General features: G+C 67.2%; 14 protein-coding genes and 1 riboswitch. Of the genes, 9 read left to right on the top strand and 5 right to left on the bottom strand.

What is annotated here, in order from left to right; translation table 11 throughout:
- Nucleotides 1-5: 5 nt before the first annotated feature.
- Together H5V43_RS18120 and H5V43_RS18125 are read right to left on the bottom strand one after the other, a co-directional pair.
- Nucleotides 6-986, bottom strand: coding sequence for a sterol desaturase family protein (locus H5V43_RS18120; RefSeq protein ID WP_025546605.1), 981 nt, complete (start codon nt 984-986; stop codon nt 6-8).
- A 274-nt stretch (nt 987-1,260) separates the two neighbouring features.
- Entirely contained in the window at nt 1,261-1,767 is a 507-nt protein-coding gene (locus H5V43_RS18125; protein ID WP_025546607.1) for an MgtC/SapB family protein, read from the bottom strand.
- 339 nt (nt 1,768-2,106) lie between these two features.
- A riboswitch (cobalamin riboswitch) is annotated at nt 2,107-2,296 on the top strand.
- A gap of 192 nt (nt 2,297-2,488) precedes the next feature.
- Between H5V43_RS18125 and H5V43_RS18130 the strand changes: the two genes are divergently transcribed.
- Genes H5V43_RS18130 through cobU form a run of 7 tightly spaced genes read left to right on the top strand, consistent with a single transcriptional unit; the run spans nt 2,489 to nt 7,587 of the window.
- Entirely contained in the window at nt 2,489-2,896 is a 408-nt protein-coding gene (locus H5V43_RS18130) for a DUF1636 domain-containing protein (RefSeq protein WP_025546609.1), read from the top strand.
- Nucleotides 2,893-3,909 (top strand): nicotinate-nucleotide--dimethylbenzimidazole phosphoribosyltransferase, encoded by a 1,017-nt coding sequence (cobT, locus tag H5V43_RS18135; RefSeq protein WP_025546611.1) that lies wholly within the window; start codon nt 2,893-2,895, stop codon nt 3,907-3,909. The genes H5V43_RS18130 and cobT overlap by 4 nt, the downstream gene beginning before the upstream one ends.
- Nucleotides 3,906-4,469, top strand: coding sequence for a histidine phosphatase family protein (locus H5V43_RS18140; protein WP_193666877.1), 564 nt, complete (start codon nt 3,906-3,908; stop codon nt 4,467-4,469). The genes cobT and H5V43_RS18140 overlap by 4 nt, the downstream gene beginning before the upstream one ends.
- The gene (locus tag H5V43_RS18145; protein WP_025546613.1) at nt 4,466-5,176 is read left to right on the top strand and encodes an adenosylcobinamide-GDP ribazoletransferase; all 711 of its coding nucleotides are present in this window, start codon (nt 4,466-4,468) and stop codon (nt 5,174-5,176) included. The genes H5V43_RS18140 and H5V43_RS18145 overlap by 4 nt, the downstream gene beginning before the upstream one ends.
- The gene (locus tag H5V43_RS18150) at nt 5,173-6,150 is read left to right on the top strand and encodes a threonine-phosphate decarboxylase (RefSeq protein WP_193666878.1); all 978 of its coding nucleotides are present in this window, start codon (nt 5,173-5,175) and stop codon (nt 6,148-6,150) included. The genes H5V43_RS18145 and H5V43_RS18150 overlap by 4 nt, the downstream gene beginning before the upstream one ends.
- Nucleotides 6,143-7,078 (top strand): adenosylcobinamide-phosphate synthase CbiB, encoded by a 936-nt coding sequence (cbiB, locus tag H5V43_RS18155; protein ID WP_025546614.1) that lies wholly within the window; start codon nt 6,143-6,145, stop codon nt 7,076-7,078. Before H5V43_RS18150 ends, cbiB begins: the two co-directional genes overlap by 8 nt.
- A 5-nt stretch (nt 7,079-7,083) precedes the next feature.
- Nucleotides 7,084-7,587: a bifunctional adenosylcobinamide kinase/adenosylcobinamide-phosphate guanylyltransferase gene (gene cobU, locus H5V43_RS18160; protein WP_037481248.1), complete on the top strand. Its 504-nt coding sequence runs from the start codon at nt 7,084-7,086 to the stop codon at nt 7,585-7,587.
- A gap of 34 nt (nt 7,588-7,621) precedes the next feature.
- Here the strand turns inward: cobU and H5V43_RS18165 are convergent, their stop codons facing one another.
- From H5V43_RS18165 to H5V43_RS18175, 3 genes are read right to left on the bottom strand one after another with little or no spacing between them, the layout of a single operon-like run.
- On the bottom strand, nt 7,622-8,998 hold the full coding sequence (locus H5V43_RS18165) for an efflux transporter outer membrane subunit (protein ID WP_025546618.1): 1,377 nt from the start codon (nt 8,996-8,998) through the stop codon (nt 7,622-7,624).
- Nucleotides 8,995-12,138 (bottom strand): efflux RND transporter permease subunit, encoded by a 3,144-nt coding sequence (locus H5V43_RS18170; RefSeq protein WP_025546620.1) that lies wholly within the window; start codon nt 12,136-12,138, stop codon nt 8,995-8,997. Before H5V43_RS18170 ends, H5V43_RS18165 begins: the two co-directional genes overlap by 4 nt.
- Nucleotides 12,139-12,150: 12 nt before the next feature.
- Complete coding sequence (locus H5V43_RS18175) at nt 12,151-13,281, bottom strand: efflux RND transporter periplasmic adaptor subunit (RefSeq protein WP_025546622.1); 1,131 nt, start codon at nt 13,279-13,281, stop codon at nt 12,151-12,153.
- A 243-nt stretch (nt 13,282-13,524) separates the two neighbouring features.
- On the opposite strand from H5V43_RS18175, the gene H5V43_RS18180 reads away from it, so the two are divergent.
- On the top strand, nt 13,525-14,253 hold the full coding sequence (locus H5V43_RS18180) for a response regulator (RefSeq protein ID WP_025546624.1): 729 nt from the start codon (nt 13,525-13,527) through the stop codon (nt 14,251-14,253).
- Nucleotides 14,254-14,271: 18 nt separating this feature from the next.
- Nucleotides 14,272-15,642, top strand: a complete 1,371-nt coding sequence (locus H5V43_RS18185; protein WP_025546626.1) for an ATP-binding protein — start codon at nt 14,272-14,274, stop codon at nt 15,640-15,642.
- The last annotated feature ends 287 nt before the right edge of the window (nt 15,643-15,929 follow it).

The following is a 15,929-nucleotide window of genomic DNA, read 5'->3' on the forward strand; positions in this document are numbered from 1 at the left end:
TTGCCTTATTCAGCCGGCACCGCCGCTGGGCGGCCGTAGCGTTCCTTGATCGTCTTCCAGCCTTCGGTGAAGGGATAGGTCATCTGCTCGCGGATCGACATCCGGCGTCCGCCCTCCAGTCCCAGCAATTCGGCCTCGCCATCGACGCAGGTTCCGAAGATGCGATCGATGAAGATATAGGTGTTGGAATAATTGCTGCGGGTCGCTTCGAAGTCCTGCGAATGATGCAGGCTGTGATGTTCGGTGGTGTTGAACAGGAAGCGCCACCAGCGCGGCGTGTTGAAGCGGACATTGATGTGCTGATAGGTGCCGATCGCCAGACCGAAGCTGCCGGCAAGGAGGGCGGCCCTCGGCAGGAAGTCGAAGAACCCGCCAATGCCCAGCCCGATCAGGAAAAGCTCGACGGGATTGCCGACCGCGCCTTTGTTGATGTTCAACTGGGTGATGTAATGATGCACCGAATGGGGCAGCCAGAGCGGATACCAGTTATGCATCCCCCGGTGCATCCAATATTGCCCGAAGTCGAAAATGAAGGAGATCAGGAAAGCCTGCACCAGCAGCGGCAGGCCCGTGAACCACGCCAGCTTGTCCCAGTCGAAACTGTGCTGGATGGCCTCGATCACCGCACCGCTGCCGATATAATGTTCGACAAGGTCCAGAATGGTGTAGCCCAGCCCGACATAGAAGAGATCGGTGACCAGTTCCTTCCAGGTCAGACGCCAGCTCTCATAGCGCGGGCTGACCCATTCGAGCGCCAGCAGCAGCACCCTGAAACCGATGCCGATCCCGATGGCGGTGGACGCCTTGGCGATGGAATTGGGCGCATAGTACCAGAAGGCGATGAGCGCGAACAGCGCCGTGGGCTGGAACCAGGTGAAGATGAACTGCTTGAGCGGTCCGCCTTCCACCCGGCCTATATTTTCCCACCCGATGATGACGGGCGCCTGTGCGCCTATCACTCTCTTGCCTACGCGAACGCCGTCCATATGCTGACCTCGAGATGCTGCCTCGTCCCTGCGGGCGTGTCCGCCTCGCCAGGCGACGAAAATGATGTTCGCAGTTCATTGAACTTCATGTCGTTTCAGCATCAGGAAGACGCGCCCAACGCGCCAGATGCGATTAAGGTATATGCCCCATAGATGCTGCCTATGCCCTTCCGACCCAATCATGGTTTCGGAATGACGATCCGTTGGAGCGAAGGAGCGACGGACCGTGGGCGGGCGATTTCCGACTGCTCGTTTCAACGCATCTTGCCGGCTTTCAGTTTTCGCGCTCCGGGGCGGACCCGCGCCGGTTGGGCATGGTCATGGAATCGGCGTCCGGATCGTCCGATCCGCTCTCGCGCGGACCGATATGCTTCTCGAATATGAGCAGCAGGGAAAGCAGCAGCAGCGCGATCAGCGACCCTGCCAGCACGAGGACATATTGGCCGGCGCCCGCCGTGATCCCGACGGCAGCGGCCATCCACAGGCTTGCCGCCGTGGTCATGTTGCGCACATCTCCGCCGCGCACGAAGATCAGGCCGCCCGCGATGAAGCCGATCGCCTGGGCAAGGCCCTGAACGACGCGGATCGGATCGCTGTCCTTGTGGACCTCCGCCAGTTCCAGGGCGGACAGGGTCAGCATGGCCGAACTCAGCGATACCAGCCCGTGGGTGCGCAGGCCCGCATCATGGCCGTTGCGTTCGCGCTCGAACCCCAGGGCGAGCCCCAGCAGGGTCGCGAGAAAGAGGCGGACGAGCGTGGTGCCGAGGTCGTTGGCCAACATAGCCATAATACCCGCGAGAGGCGCGCCCGTTCCCGTGAATGCGGCCGAATGGGAAAGCGGCTTCGCGCCTGCCGCTCAGCGTTCGGTGATGTCGGAACGGAGGTGCGCGATCAGGTCGTTGACCCGCATGTCGTTTTCAGCCGTGCATGCGAACAGGCGGCAGAACCAGTCCATCCATCGCGTCAGAATCGCCATGGCCCTCTCCCTATCGCCCGATAATAGCAGTTCACGCAGGTAAAGAGAAGCTTTGCCATTGCCCGGACGAGGACAAGTCGCGCCATTGGAGCGGGCTGGGCCGGCTTTGTTTTTCCACCCTTGCGATTGGACGAAGGCGGCTTTATCAGCGCTGGTGCGACAGGTTCCCCGCAAGGGGATGAAAAGGGAAGTCGGGTGGAACGCCCGCGCTGCCCCTGCAACTGTAAGCGGCGAGCCATCCGGCCATCGCGCCATTGGGCCATGAAGGTCCGAGAAGGCGGCCGGAAAGCATCGACCCGCGAGCCAGGAGACCTGCCTGACGCCGTCGTTCTTCGACCGGACAGGGTGTGCCGGCCGAACGGGGGTTCCCTCGCTGAACGACAGCCATCGCCTTGCCGGTTGGACCGTGCGGGGGAAGGCCTGTCGCCTGCCTGGTGCCGGACCGTCCTCCCTTGCCGGGTTCCCGTCGGGGCACATGCCGTCGGGCGGGAGGATATGGAATGACTGATTTGCGGAGCGATCGCTGATGCTGCGGGCCGTGGGGCCGGGGGCTTCGGTCGTCGTCTGTTCGACCTGCCGCCTTTCGGCGGAACAGCGGGAGGATGCTGCCGGACGGCGGGGCGGCGCCTTGCTGGCAGAGGCGCTGCACAGGGTACGCGACGGCGATCCCGCTTATGCGTCCGTCGCTGTTCAGGACATGCCCTGCCTCTTCGCCTGTCAGCGCCATTGCACGGTACATGTGCGCGGAACGGGCAAGATCGGCTATGTGCTGGGCGACTTCACGCCGGATGAGGAAGCCGCGCGCGCGATCCTGGATTATGCCCTGCGCCATGCCCAAAGTGACGAGGGCGTGGTGCGCTATGCGGACTGGCCCCAGGGGGTGAAGGGGCATTTCATCGTCCGCACGCCGCCCGAAGGCTTCGTCTGTTCATGATCCGGTTCAACGACCGCGCGGCCTTTGCCGCCGCGCTGGCCGACCTTCCCGCCCCGGATGCAGACGCCACCGAATCCGCGGCGGCGCGGCAGCGGGTGCTGACGAAGCCGGCCAGTTCGCTTGGGCGGCTGGAGGAGATCGCGCTTTTCATGGCGGGTTGGCAGGGGCGGGAACGCCCCCGAGCGGAACGCATCCGCGCCGCGATCTTCGCCGGCAATCATGGCGTGGCCGCCCGCGGGGTCAGCGCCTTCCCGGCCGAGGTCACCGCCCAGATGGTGGCGAATTTCCGTCATGGCGGCGCGGCGATCAATGCGCTGGCCCAGGCCTGCGGGGCGGAGCTGGCCGTCGTCGCGCTCGATCTGGAACGGCCGACGGAGGACATCTGCGTCGCGGCGGCCATGAGCGAGGCGGATTGCCTGAGCGCGATCAATGCGGGGGCGGCGGCGGTGGAACCGGGACTGGACCTGCTGCTGCTGGGCGAGATGGGCATTGCCAACAGCACGCCGGCGGCAGCGCTCTGCGCGCAGGCCTTTGGGGGTGTTGCGGCCCATTGGGTGGGACGCGGGACAGGCGTGGATGGCGACGGGCTGGCGCGCAAGGCCGAAGCTGTGGCGCGGGCGCTCGCCCTGCACGGGGCGCATTGCGCCGATGCCTTCGAAACGTTGCGCCGGCTGGGCGGGCGAGAGATCGCGGCGCTGGCCGGTGCGGTGTTGGCGGCGCGGATGCTGCGCGTGCCGGTGATGCTGGACGGGTTCATCGGCTGCGCGGCGGTCGCGCCGCTGGCGAAGGACAATCCGGCGATCGTCGGGCACTGCATGGCCGCCCATATGTCGGCGGAAGCGGGGCATGAACGCCTGCTGGCCGCTCTGGCGCTGGAGCCGTTGCTGCGGCTCGACATGCGGCTGGGCGAAGGAAGCGGCGCGGCGGTCGCGGCGCAGATCGTGCGTTCCGCTCTGGCCGCGCATGGCGGCATGGCGACCTTTGCCGAAGCGGCGGTGGCAGGTGCGCTATGAACGCCTTTCCCCTCCACCTGATGCGCCATGGCGCGCCGCAGCTTGCCGGACGGTTGCTCGGCCATCTGGACGCCCCGCCGGAAGCGGAGGGGATCGCCCTCTGCATCGAGCGGGCGCGGCATCTGGATTTCGCGCGGGTGGTGACATCCGACCTCGCCAGGGCGCGGGCGCCGGGCGCGGTGATCGCGGCGGAGCGGGGCATCGAACTTGACGTCGACCGGCGCTGGCGGGAACTGAATTTCGGGGATTGGGAGGGTGCGGACCCCGCGCTCCTGCCTGCGGAGGATCTGGCGCGCTTCTGGGACGATCCGGACGGATTTCCGCCGCCTGGGGGCGAAAGCTGGACCGACCTACGCGCCCGGATCGGGGACGGGCTGGACGTGCTTGGCGAGCCGGCGTTGGTGGTCTGCCATGCCGGGGCGATACGGGCGGCGTTGGCTGTGCTGTGCGGTTTCGACGTGCGGCAGGGCTGGGCGGTGGACCTGCCCTATGGCGCGGTGCTGAGCCTGCGGGTCTGGCCGGAAGGGCGGTCGGGACAGATTACGGGCCTGACCGCATGAAGCGGCTGGTGCTGGCCCTGCAATTGATGACGCGCTTGCCGTTGCCCGCGCAGGATGTCGATGAGGGGGATTTCGCCGCCGCCATCCGCTGGCTGCCCGCAACGGGCATTGCCGTCGGGCTGGTGGTCGCGGGCGGTGCCGGGCTGGGCATGCGCATCGATCCTTGGGCGGGGGCGCTGTTCGGCCTGGTCGCCTGGGTGGCCGTGACCGGTGCGCTGCACCTGGATGGATTGGGCGACATAGCGGATGCGGCGGGGGCGGCGCATGGCGATCGGAGCCGCCTGTCCGCCGTTCTGGCCGATCCGCATATCGGCAGCTTCGGCGTTGTCGCCATCGGCCTGCAACTGGCGGCCAAGCTGGTGCTGTTGCGGCTCTGGCTGGAAAGCTTTCCGCCGTGGATGCTGGCGGCCGTGGCGATGGTGGCGCGCATCGGGCCGCTATTCTGGACGCGCTGGCTGCCGCCGCTCCATGAAGGACTGGCCAGCCGTTTCCGGGCCGGCTGGCGGGCGGAGCCGTTTATCCTCTGGTCGATATTGGGGCTGGCGCTGGGTTATCGGGAGCCTGCCCTTTTGGCGGCGATCCCGTTGATCCCGCTTTGGGGTCTTTGGCTGCGCTCGCGGATCGGCGGCATCTCCGGGGATGGGCATGGCGCCGGCATCGAATTGCTGGAGAGCGCCCTGCTGCTGGCGATGGCGGTGGCGCGATGAGCGGCTTCACCTGGCATGGCGGCCGCCTGGCCGAAGCGCGGGGCGCTTATGGTGGGCAGGACTGGATCGACCTCTCGACCGGGATCAACCCCCTGGCTTGGCCGGGGTCCGATCATCTGTCCATCGACTGGCGGCATTTGCCCGATCCGCACGATCTGGCGGCGACGGAGGCGGCGGCGGCGGCCTGTTTCGGGGTCGATCCCGATCATCTTTGCACCGTGCCCGGCAGCGAGGCGGGATTGCGGCTGGTGGGGCGGATGCTGGACATGCCCGCACGATGGCTCGTGCCCAGCTACCGCACCCATGCGGAGATTTTCGCGCATGGCGCCCCGATGTCCGCCGATGAAGAACCGCCTCGCGAAGCGATCGCCCTGCTGCTCGCCAACCCCAACAATCCCGACGGGCGCATCCTGCCGCCTGCCCGCCTGCTGCAATGGCTGGCCCGGCTGGAGGAGCGCGGAGGATGGCTGATCGTCGACGAAGCCTATGCCGACGCCGTGCCTTCATGCAGTCTGGCGGGCGAAGTGGGGGATGGGCGGCGGCTGATCCTGTTGCGGTCCTTCGGTAAATTCTTCGGGCTGGCCGGTGTCAGGCTGGGCTTTGTGCTCGGGCCGCGAGAGGTCGTCGCACAGCTGCGGCGGATGCTGGGGGAATGGCCGGTTTCGGCGGCGGCGGTCGCGTTCGGCGGCGCGGCCTATCGCGACCGGAACTGGATCGACGGGACAGTGACGGCGCTGGGCGAGCACGCGGCGCAACTGGATGGTTTGCTGGCGCGGCACGGATTGGGGGCGCGGGGCGAATGCCCGTTATTCCGTCTGGTGGAGGTGGAGGATGGGTGGGCCCTGTTCGACAGGCTGGCGCGGCGTTCGATCCTGACGCGCCCCTTCGAGGAGGACCGGCGCTGGCTGCGGATCGGCCTGCCTGCCGATACGAGGGCTCTCGCCCGTCTTGACCGGGCGTTGGCCGATGGGTGAGCCGGTGGCCCTGGCGGCGCTGATGCTGGATGCGGCGCTTGGCTGGCCGGGCTGGCTGCATGCGCGGATCGGCCACCCGGTGGGCGGTTTCGCCCGGATCATCGGTGCGGCGGAGCGGCGATGGAACCGGGAGGCGTGGAGCGGCCCGGTGCGCCGCTGGACGGGAATCGCCCTGCTGTTGCTGTTGCTGGCCGTGGGCGGGGGTGCCGGTCTGGCTTTGGAATGGGCGATCCGCCGCTGGGGCGGGTCCATGGCCTGGCCATGGCTGGCGCTCGCCGCATGGCCGGCGCTGGCGCAGAATAGCCTCTATGTCCATGTGGCGCCGGTGGTTCGCGCTCTGGCGCGCGGGGATCTGGATGCCGCGCGGCAGGCCGTGGCCCGGATCGTGGGGCGCGACACGGCCGCGCTGGATGAGGCGGGCGTTGCACGGGCCGGCATAGAAAGTCTGGCCGAAAGCTTCTGCGATGGCGTCGTGGCGCCGCTGTTCTGGCTGCTGCTGTTCGGTCTGCCGGGAATATGGGCCTATAAGGCCGTCAACACAGCCGACAGCATGATCGGGCACAAGGAAGCGCCCTATACCGACTTCGGCTGGGCGGCGGCCCGCTTCGACGATCTGTTGAACTGGGTGCCGGCGCGGCTCTCCGGCTTGATCCTGTGCGTTGCGGGCGGCGGCGGATGGGCCGTGTTGCGGCGGGATCGCCGGAAGCATGCCTCCCCCAATGCGGGATGGCCGGAGGCGGCGATGGCCGGCGCGCTCGGCATCCGGCTGGCGGGACCGATCCACTATGACGGCGTGCTGCACGACAAGCCATGGATCGGCGCGGGCGGGGAAGCGGACGTCCGCGGAATGCGGACAGCGCTCCGGATCTATTTGCGCGCCTGCCTGCTGCTGTGGGTCCTGGCCGCCATTTGGGAGAATGTCGGATGACGAGAATGCTGGTGCTGGGCGGATGCCGGTCCGGCAAGAGCCGCTATGCGCAGCAACGCTGCGAGGCTGTCGGGAACGGGAACCTGGCCTATATCGCGACCGCGCAGGCCTTCGACGCGGAGATGGAGGAGCGGATAGCGCGGCACAAGGGTGAGCGTGGAAGCCGCTGGCTGACCATCGACGCACCCATGGACCTGCCCGCCGCCCTGTCCCAAGCAGCGCGCCGGGCAGATGCCGTCCTGGTCGATTGCCTGACGCTGTGGCTGACCAACCTGATGCTTGCCGAAGAGGATTTGGCCAGCGCCCGGGCGGCGCTGGCGGAGGCGATGATGGCCTGTCAGGTTCCTGTCGTGCTGGTGAGCAATGAAGTGGGCCTCGGCATCGTGCCGGACAATGCCCTGGCCCGGCGGTTCCGGGACGAGGCGGGCTGGCTGAACCAGCAGATGGCGGCCCTGTGCGAGGACGTCATATTGATGGCCGCCGGCTTGCCGCTGCGGTTGAAGGGCTAAGGTCAGGCGGCGTAGGTTCGGCCAGCCATGGCGATCATCCTTCCCGGAAATCGGCCCCGATGACCCGGTAAAGCAGGATGCGGTTCCTGATCAGCGCCAGGTTCGTCGCGATCGCGCTTTGCTGCGCATTGTAGAGGCTTCGCTGGCTGGTCAGGCTGTTGAGGAATGGGTCGATGCCCGCGCGATAGCGTTCCTCGGCCAGCCTGTAGCTGCGCTGGCTGGCGAGGACCAGACGCTGCTGGGCGGCCTGCTGCTCGTCAATCGTGCCTTCGCGCGCCAGTGCGTCGGATACTTCCTGAAAGGCGGTCTGGATCGCCTTTTCATATTGGGCCAGGCTGAGGTCGCGCTGCGCCTTGCTATATTCGAGATTGCCGCGAGCCGCGCCCCCGAAGATCGGCATGCCGACGGACGGCGCCGCCGACCAGGCGAAGCCGTCGCCCGTGAAAAGCGACGACAGCGCCGAACTGGCGACGCCGATGGCCGCGGTCAGGCTGATCTTCGGGAACATCGCAGCGCGCGCCGCGCCGATGTCGGCATTGGCGGCCTTCAGCTGATGTTCGGCCTGCAGCACGTCCGGCCGCTGGAGCAGCACGTCGGAGGAAAGGCCCGCCGGCACCTTCGCAATGCTGCCGGTCAGTTGTTGCAACGACCGGGGCAACAGCGCATCCTCGACCGGCGCGCCGGCCAGCAGGTCCAGCGCGTTCCGGTCCTGCGCCACCTGGGTGACGTTCGCGGCAATGTCGCTGCGCGCCTGTTCGACCGTGGTTTCGGCCTGATGGACGTCCAGCTTGCCGATCAGCCCCGCGCCGTTCAGCGACCGGGTGAGGGCAAGCGTCCGTTCGGCGCTCGCCAATGTCTGCCGGGAAAGGTCCAGATATTCCTGATCGGCGGCCAAGGTCGCATAGGCCGTGGCCGTTTCCGCGATCAGGGCGATGCGGGTCGCCCGCGCCCCTTCCTCGGTCGACAGATAGGATTCCAGCGCCGATCGGGTCAGGTTCTTCACCCGGCCGAACAGGTCGATCTCGAACGCGCTGAAACCGATGTCGGCGCTGTAACTGTCCTGGCGGGCGTCGTTCCGCCGGGAAAAGCTGGCTGCCGCCTCGCCGGTGACGGCAGGCAGCCGTTCGGCGCGCTGCACCCGGTAAAGCGCCCGGGCCGCCTCCACATTGGCGAGCGCGGCGCGCAGGTCGCGATTATTGTCCAGCGCACGCCCGATCACCGTCCTGAGGCTGGGATCGCCGATCAGCGCGGTCCAGGGCAGGCCGGGCTTTTCCGTCGCGGCCGCGGGCGCATAGGCCGGGCCGCCGGGGAAGCCGGCGGGCACCGGGGGCGTGGGCCGCACATAGGTCGGCGCCATGTTGCAGGCCGACAGGGCCGTCGCCCAGGTCAGGATGAGGAAGGCGCGCCTCATGCCGGAACCTCCGTGGCGTTGGCGGCGGGGGAGGGCGGGTTCTTGCGGTTGAAGATGCGCATGATCGTCAGGAAGAAGAGGGGGACGTAGAAGATAGCGAGCACGGTCGCGGTCAGCATGCCGCCGATCACCGCCGTGCCGATAGCGACGCGGCTCTGCGCGCCCGCACCGCTGGCGATGGCGAGCGGAATGACGCCCGCGATGAAGGCCAGCGACGTCATCAGGATCGGGCGGAAGCGCAGGCGCGCGGCCTCCAGCGCGGCGGACATGGCGTCCTTGCCCTGCAGATAGGCGAGTTCCGCGAATTCAACGATCAGGATCGCGTTCTTGGCGGCGAGGCCCATGGTGGTGAGCAGGCCGACCTGGAAATAGATGTTGTTCTCCAGCCCGCGCAGCGTCACCGCCAGCACCGCGCCGATCAGGCCGAGCGGAATCACCAGCAGCACGGCGAGCGGGATCGACCAGCTTTCGTAGAGCGCGGCGAGGCAGAGGAACACGACCAGCACAGACAGGCCGTAGAGCAGCGGCGCCTGCCCGCCGGAAAGCTGCTCCTGATAGGATAGGCCGCTCCAGGCATAGCCGGTGCCGGGGGGAAGCTGTTTTTGCAGCTTCACCATCTCGTCCATCGCCTCGCCCGAACTGGAACCGGGCGCGGCCTGCCCCTGGATTTCATAGGAAGACTGGCCGTTATAGCGCGAAACGGTGGTCGGCCCCATCGTCCAGTGGGTGGTGGCGAAGGCGGAGAAGGGCACCATTTCCCCCGTCGTGGCGGAGCGCACCTGCCAATTGTCGAGATCGGTCGGCAGGGCGCGGAAGGGCGCGTCGGCCTGCATATAGACGCGCTTCACCCGGCCGCGGTCGACGAAATCGTTCATATAGGTGCTGCCCCAGGCGGCGCTCAGCACATTGTCGACGCTGCTCTGGGTGAGGCCGAGGACCGCGAGTTTCTCGGAGTCGATGTCGACCTTGAGCTGCGGCGTGTCCTCCAGCGTGGCGGCGCGCACGCCGGCCAGTTTCGGGCTGCCGGTCGCCGCCTTCATGAGCTGGTTGCGCAGTTCGAGGAAGCGTTCGCGGCTGAGGCCGCCGGTGTTCAGCAGTTCGAAGGTAAAGCCGTTGGACTGGCCCAGCCCGCGAATGGAGGGCGGAGTCATCGCCAGCGCCTTGGCATCGCGGATCGCGGCGAGTTGCTTCGTGGCGCGGTTCGCGATCATGGTCGCGCTGTTGGCGGCTCCCTTGCGCTTGTCCCACGGCACGAGGCTGACGAAGCCCTGGGCGGTATTCTCACCCTGCCCGGCGAAGCTGAAGCCCTGGGTCACGAAGATGAAGTCGACATTGTCCTTCTCGTCATTGACGAAGTAATTCTGGATCTGGTCGATCGCGGCGCTGGTGCGGGAGGATTTGGCGCCGGCGGGCAATGTGACCTGAACCATCACCTGGCCCTGGTCCTCCACCGGCAGGAAGCTGGTGGGCAGGCGGACGAACAGCAGCCAGAGCAGGCCGAGCATCACCGCATAGCCGATCCAGAAGACGGTCCGCCGGCCGATGAAGCCATTCAGCCGCGCCATATAGCCATGGGTGACGCGGCCGAACCAGCGATTGAACTTGCCGGTCCATCCCCGGTCGCGTTTCTCATGCGAAACCGGCTTCAGGATCGTCGCGCAGAGGGCGGGCGAAAGGATCAGCGCAACGACCACCGAAAGCAGCATGGAGGAGACGATGGTGATCGAGAATTGCCGGTAGATGACGCCTGTCGACCCGCCGAAAAAGGCCATGGGCAGCAGCACGGCGGACAGGACCAGCGCGATGCCGATCAGGGCGCTGCCGATCTCCTCCATCGACTTGATGGTGGCCTGCCGCGGGGAAAGTCCTTCCTCTTCCATGATGCGTTCGACATTCTCGACCACGACGATGGCGTCGTCGACCAGCAGGCCGATGGCCAGCACCATGCCGAACAGCGTCAGCGTGTTGATCGAATAGCCGAACAGCGCCAGCACGCCGAATGTGCCGAGCAGCACCACCGGAACGGCGATGGCGGGCACCAGTGTCGCGCGCCAGCTTTGCAGGAAGATGAACATCACCACCACGACCAGAGCGACCGCCTCGATCAGCGTCTGGACCACTTCCTCCACCGACAGCTTGATGAAGGGCGTGGTGTCGCGTGGATAGGTGACGGTGTAGCCATGCGGCAGGTTGGTCGACAGTTCCCGCACCTTCGCCTTGACCAGTTCGGCGGTCTTGAGCGCGTCGGCGCCCGGCGCGAGCTGCAACGCCATGCCGGAGGCGGGATGACCGCTGAGGCGCGCGGAGGAGGTGTAGCTTTCATTGCCCAGTTCGACCCGCGCCACGTCCGACAGGTGGACGACCGATCCGTCGCTCTGCGTCTTGACGATGATGTTGCGGAACTGCTCGGGCGTCTGCAGGCGGGCGCGAGCGGTGACGGTGGCATTGAGCTGTTGCCCCTCCGGCGCGGGGTCGGCGCCGATCTGGCCCGCCGACACCTCGACATTCTGGGCCGCGATGGCGCTTTGCACGTCCGACGGCATCAGCTTGACGGTGGCCAGCCGGTAGGGGTCCAGCCAGATGCGCATCGCATATTGCGATCCGAAGATCTGGGATGAACCGACGCCGTCGACGCGGGCGATGGCGTCCTGGAAATTATTGACCAGATAGTCCGCGATGTCGGCCTGCGACGCCGTGTCGGTCCTGTCGTAAAGGCCGACGACCATCAGGAAATCGGTCTGGGACTTGGTGACGGTCAGGCCCTGCTGCTGCACGGCATTAGGCAGCCGGCTCAGCGCCTGCTGCACCTTGTTCTGCACCTGCACCTGCGCGGTGTCGGGATCGGTGCCCTTCTTGAAGGTAACGGTGATCCGCGCCTGTCCATTGGCCGTGGACGAGGAGGAGAAGTACATGAGACCGTCGATGCCGGTGAGCTGTTGCTCGATCACCTGGGTGACGCTGGTCTCCACGGTTTCGGCCGCCGCGCCGGGATAGTTGGCGCTGATGTTGACCGACGGGGGAGCGATGTCCGGATATTGGGCGATCGGCAGGGTCAGCATCGCGCCCAGGCCTGCCATCATGATGCCGATGGCGATGACCCAGGCGAAGATCGGCCGTTCGATGAAAAAGCGGCTGAGCAAGGTCCCGGCCCCTTATTTCGCGGCCTGGTCGACCGGAACGGCCTTGACCGTGTCGCCGGGCTGCACCTTGTCCGTGCCCTCGACGATCAGCCTGTCGCCTCTCCGCAATCCGTCGGTGATCAGCCATTTGTCGCCCACGGCCTGCGCGGCGGTGACGGTGCGCCGTTCGACCTTGTTCCCCTTGTCCACCACCAGCGCGGTGGCGTTGCCCTTGGGATCGCGGCTGATGCCCTGCTGCGGCACCAGTATCGCATTCGGCACGACCGACTGCGGCGCGACCACGCGCACGAACATGCCGGGCAGCAGCAGGCCGTCCGGATTGGGGAAGCGGGCGCGCAGCGTGACGGTGCCGCTGTCGGGATCGACGATGGGCTCGGCAAATTCGATGCGGCCCTCCAGCGGATAAGCGGTGCCGTCGTCCAGTTTCAGCCGGATCGTGGCGCTGGCGGGCAGCGCCTTGCCCGCCGCCAGCGCGCGGCGCAACTGGAGCAGCTTTGCGCTCGATTGCGTCACATCGACGAAGATCGGGTCGAGCTGCTGGATGATGGCGAGCGGCGTCGCCTGGCTGGCCGTCACCAGCGCGCCGGGCGTCACGGCGGACCGGCCTATGCGCCCGCTGATGGGCGCCCGGACCTGCGTGAAGTTGAGGTTGATGCCCGCCGTCTGGAGCGTGGCGCGGGCCTGTTGCACGGCGGCGGCGGCCTGACGGGCCGTGGCGATGACGTCGTCGCGATCCTGCGCGCTCACCGCCTCGCTCTGGCCTAGCGTACGGTAGCGACTGGCCCTTGCCTGCGCGGCGGCGGCGGTCGCCTGCGCGCTGGCCAAGGTGGCCTGCGCCTCGTCGCGGGAGGCGCGGTAGAGCGAGGGGTCGATCTGGTAGAGGGGCTGGCCCGCCCTGACCGTCGAACCCTCCGCGAACAGCCGCTTCTGGACGACGCCGGCGACCTGCGGCCGGACCTCCGACATCATGGTGGAGGCGGTGCGGCCGGGCAGTTCGGTGGATACGGTCACATCCTGCGCCGCCAAAGTCACCACCCCGACCTCCACCGGTCCCTTTTTCGGCGCCTCCTTGTGACCGCAGGCGGCGACAAGGACGCAAAGCGCCATGGAGGCGGTCCGGAGGGCGGGGAGGCGGCTGGGCATAGTCGTCGGGCGGGTCCAGAATGAAGATGGGGACTTCGCCCGGCGCAGGGGGAGGGAGGGGCGCGCCGGGCGAAGGTCGGCTCCTCCAAAGGGGCGCCGACCTGCTCCTCATCCCTCTTCATCATGTCGCATGGTAGAGCGACTTTTCATCCGGTTGGATCATTGTGTAGCGGATTGTATCGATATGTAACGGCCGCCGCCGCGAGCGCAGACTTGCCGCGCGAATGCGGTTAGAAGGAGACGATGCCCGATATGCCGCCATCCCGCCCGTTCCGCGTGATCGTCGTCGATGATGATGAGGACATAAGGGGGCTGATCGTCGGACAGCTTGCGCAGGACCATTATGTGGTGGAGGCGGCCGGCAGCCTTGCCGAATTGCGGGGGCTCATGGCGGCGGGGGCGGTCGACCTCATCGTGCTCGACCTCAACCTGCCCGACGGCGACGGCCTGTCGCTGTGCCGGGAATTGCGGGGGCAGGGCAATGGGGTTCAGATCATCATGGTGACGGCGCGGGGCAGCGCCATAGACCGGGTGCTGGGATTGGAACTGGGCGCGGACGATTATCTGACCAAGCCGTTCGAGCCGCGCGAGCTGCTGGTGCGGGTCCGCAACCTGCTGCGGCGGTCGCGCAGCGAGGAGCCGGCGCGGCAGAAGACGGCGCGGATCGCTCGCTTCGGATCGTGGCGGCTCGACCTGTTCCAGCGGCGGCTGATCGCCAGCGACGAGCGGCTGATCATGCTCTCCTCCGCCGAATTCCGCCTGCTGTCGCGCTTTATCGAGGAACCCAATGTGGTGCTCGCGCGCGAGGCGCTGGTGCCCGAACGCCGGGCCACGGCGGCGTTCGACCGGTCCATAGACCTGCAGGTCAGCCGGTTGCGGCAGAAACTGGCCGACAGCCCGGGCGGCGACGGCCTGATCCTGACGGTGCGGGGCGAAGGCTATGTGCTGGCGAGCACGGTGACCTATGAATGACGGGCGGATGATCGGCGCATGATGATCCCCGTCGTGGCGCGGGCGCGCAATTTCTTCCGGTCGCTGGTGGGGCAGATATTCCTGCTGCTGACCGTCGGCATGACGGTCGCCGCCGTGCTGGCGCTGCTGGTCGCGGAGCAGGCCCGGCATCTCGATTTCGAGCGCTGGCGCCTCCAGCGCGTCGTGGCCAGCGCCGTCGACATCGCGCAGCGGCTGAGTCACGATCCGGTCAAGATAGAGGCGATGCTGAAGGACCAGCAGATCATGGGGGCGAGGACCGCGCCGGAGGGCGTGGCGCTGGCGGACCCGGACCCGACGCTGGCGGACGCGCTGGCGGTGCGTTTCGGGCCGCACTCCAACCCCGAAGCGGGGCAGGTGCCGGTCGGGCTGTGCTTTCCGGCCGGCAAGGTCGATCCGAACAACCGGGCGGCGGGTCTGATCGACGCGCCACGGCCCGATTGCTGGGTCGTGCGCTTCACCGACGGCACGGGCGAACGGCGGTCGCTCGCCCTCTATTTGCCGCGGGTCGTCAAGCCGCCCAGCAATCTCGCCAAGCCGATCTACCTGCTGCTGATCCTGCTGTCCTCTGCGGGTCTGGCGATCGTCGTCGCGCGCTTCGTCGCCAAGCCGCTGCGCCGGCTGGAGCGGGCGGCCGAAGCCTTTTCGGTATCGGTCGATCCGGAGGAAATCCCGGAGCGGGGGCCGGAAGAAGTGCGGGCCGCCCTGTCGACCTTCAACCTGATGCAGCGCCGGGTCCGTGCGGGCTTTGCCGAGCGGACGCAGTTGCTGGCGGCGATCAGCCATGATCTTCAGACGCCGCTCACCCGCCTGCGCTTGCGGCTGGAACTGGTGGAGAACGAGGATTTGCGGGCCCGCCTCTTGCAGGATCACCAGGCGATGATGACGCTGGTCCGCGAAGGGCTGGACCTGGCGGCGAGCACGGAGGCGCAGGAGGACTGGTCGGTGATCGACATCGATTCGCTGCTGACCAGCATGGCCGAAGACGCGCAGGACCTGGGATTGCCCGTGCGTTTCCTGTCAGGCTGCGGCGGCACGGTCCGGGTGAAGCCCAACGCGCTGACCCGCTGCATCAGCAATCTCGTGAACAATGCCGTGAAATATGGCGGCAGCGCCGACGTCAGTTGCATGCGGCAGGGGGCGCGCGTGCTGATCGAGGTGCGCGACCATGGGCCGGGAATCGCGCCCGATCAGTTGGACCAGATGTTCGAACCCTTCACCCGCGGTGTGGCGGGGCAGCCCGGCGGGCGGCCCGGGACCGGCATCGGCCTCACCATCGCGCGATCGCTGGCGCTGAGTTTCGAGGCGTCCGTGCGCCTGGCCAATGCGTCCGACGGCGGGCTGATCGCCACGATCGACATGCGGGCGTAACGGCATTTCCGCAGACGGGATGGATGCTGAAACAGGTTCAGCATGTGCAATGCAGCCTTCGACCGTCGCGATCGCATCGTTCCATGCATGGGAACCAATGCACCCCTGGTGAGATTATCTCCTTTACCCTCTTCCCTCCCGGGGGCTCAGGTGACACTATGCATCATATCGCGGCGGGGGAACGTCGCGCCGATTGGAAGATGCTGCATGACGGCGGCGCGGTAATGATCTTGCCGGTCGCATGAAGATGGTCGTGCGATTGCCGGAAATGCTTCTGCGTGGCCGGA

It is taken from the genome of Sphingobium fuliginis (assembly GCF_015074805.1).
In the GTDB taxonomy this organism is placed as follows: Bacteria; Pseudomonadota; Alphaproteobacteria; order Sphingomonadales; family Sphingomonadaceae; genus Sphingobium; species Sphingobium fuliginis.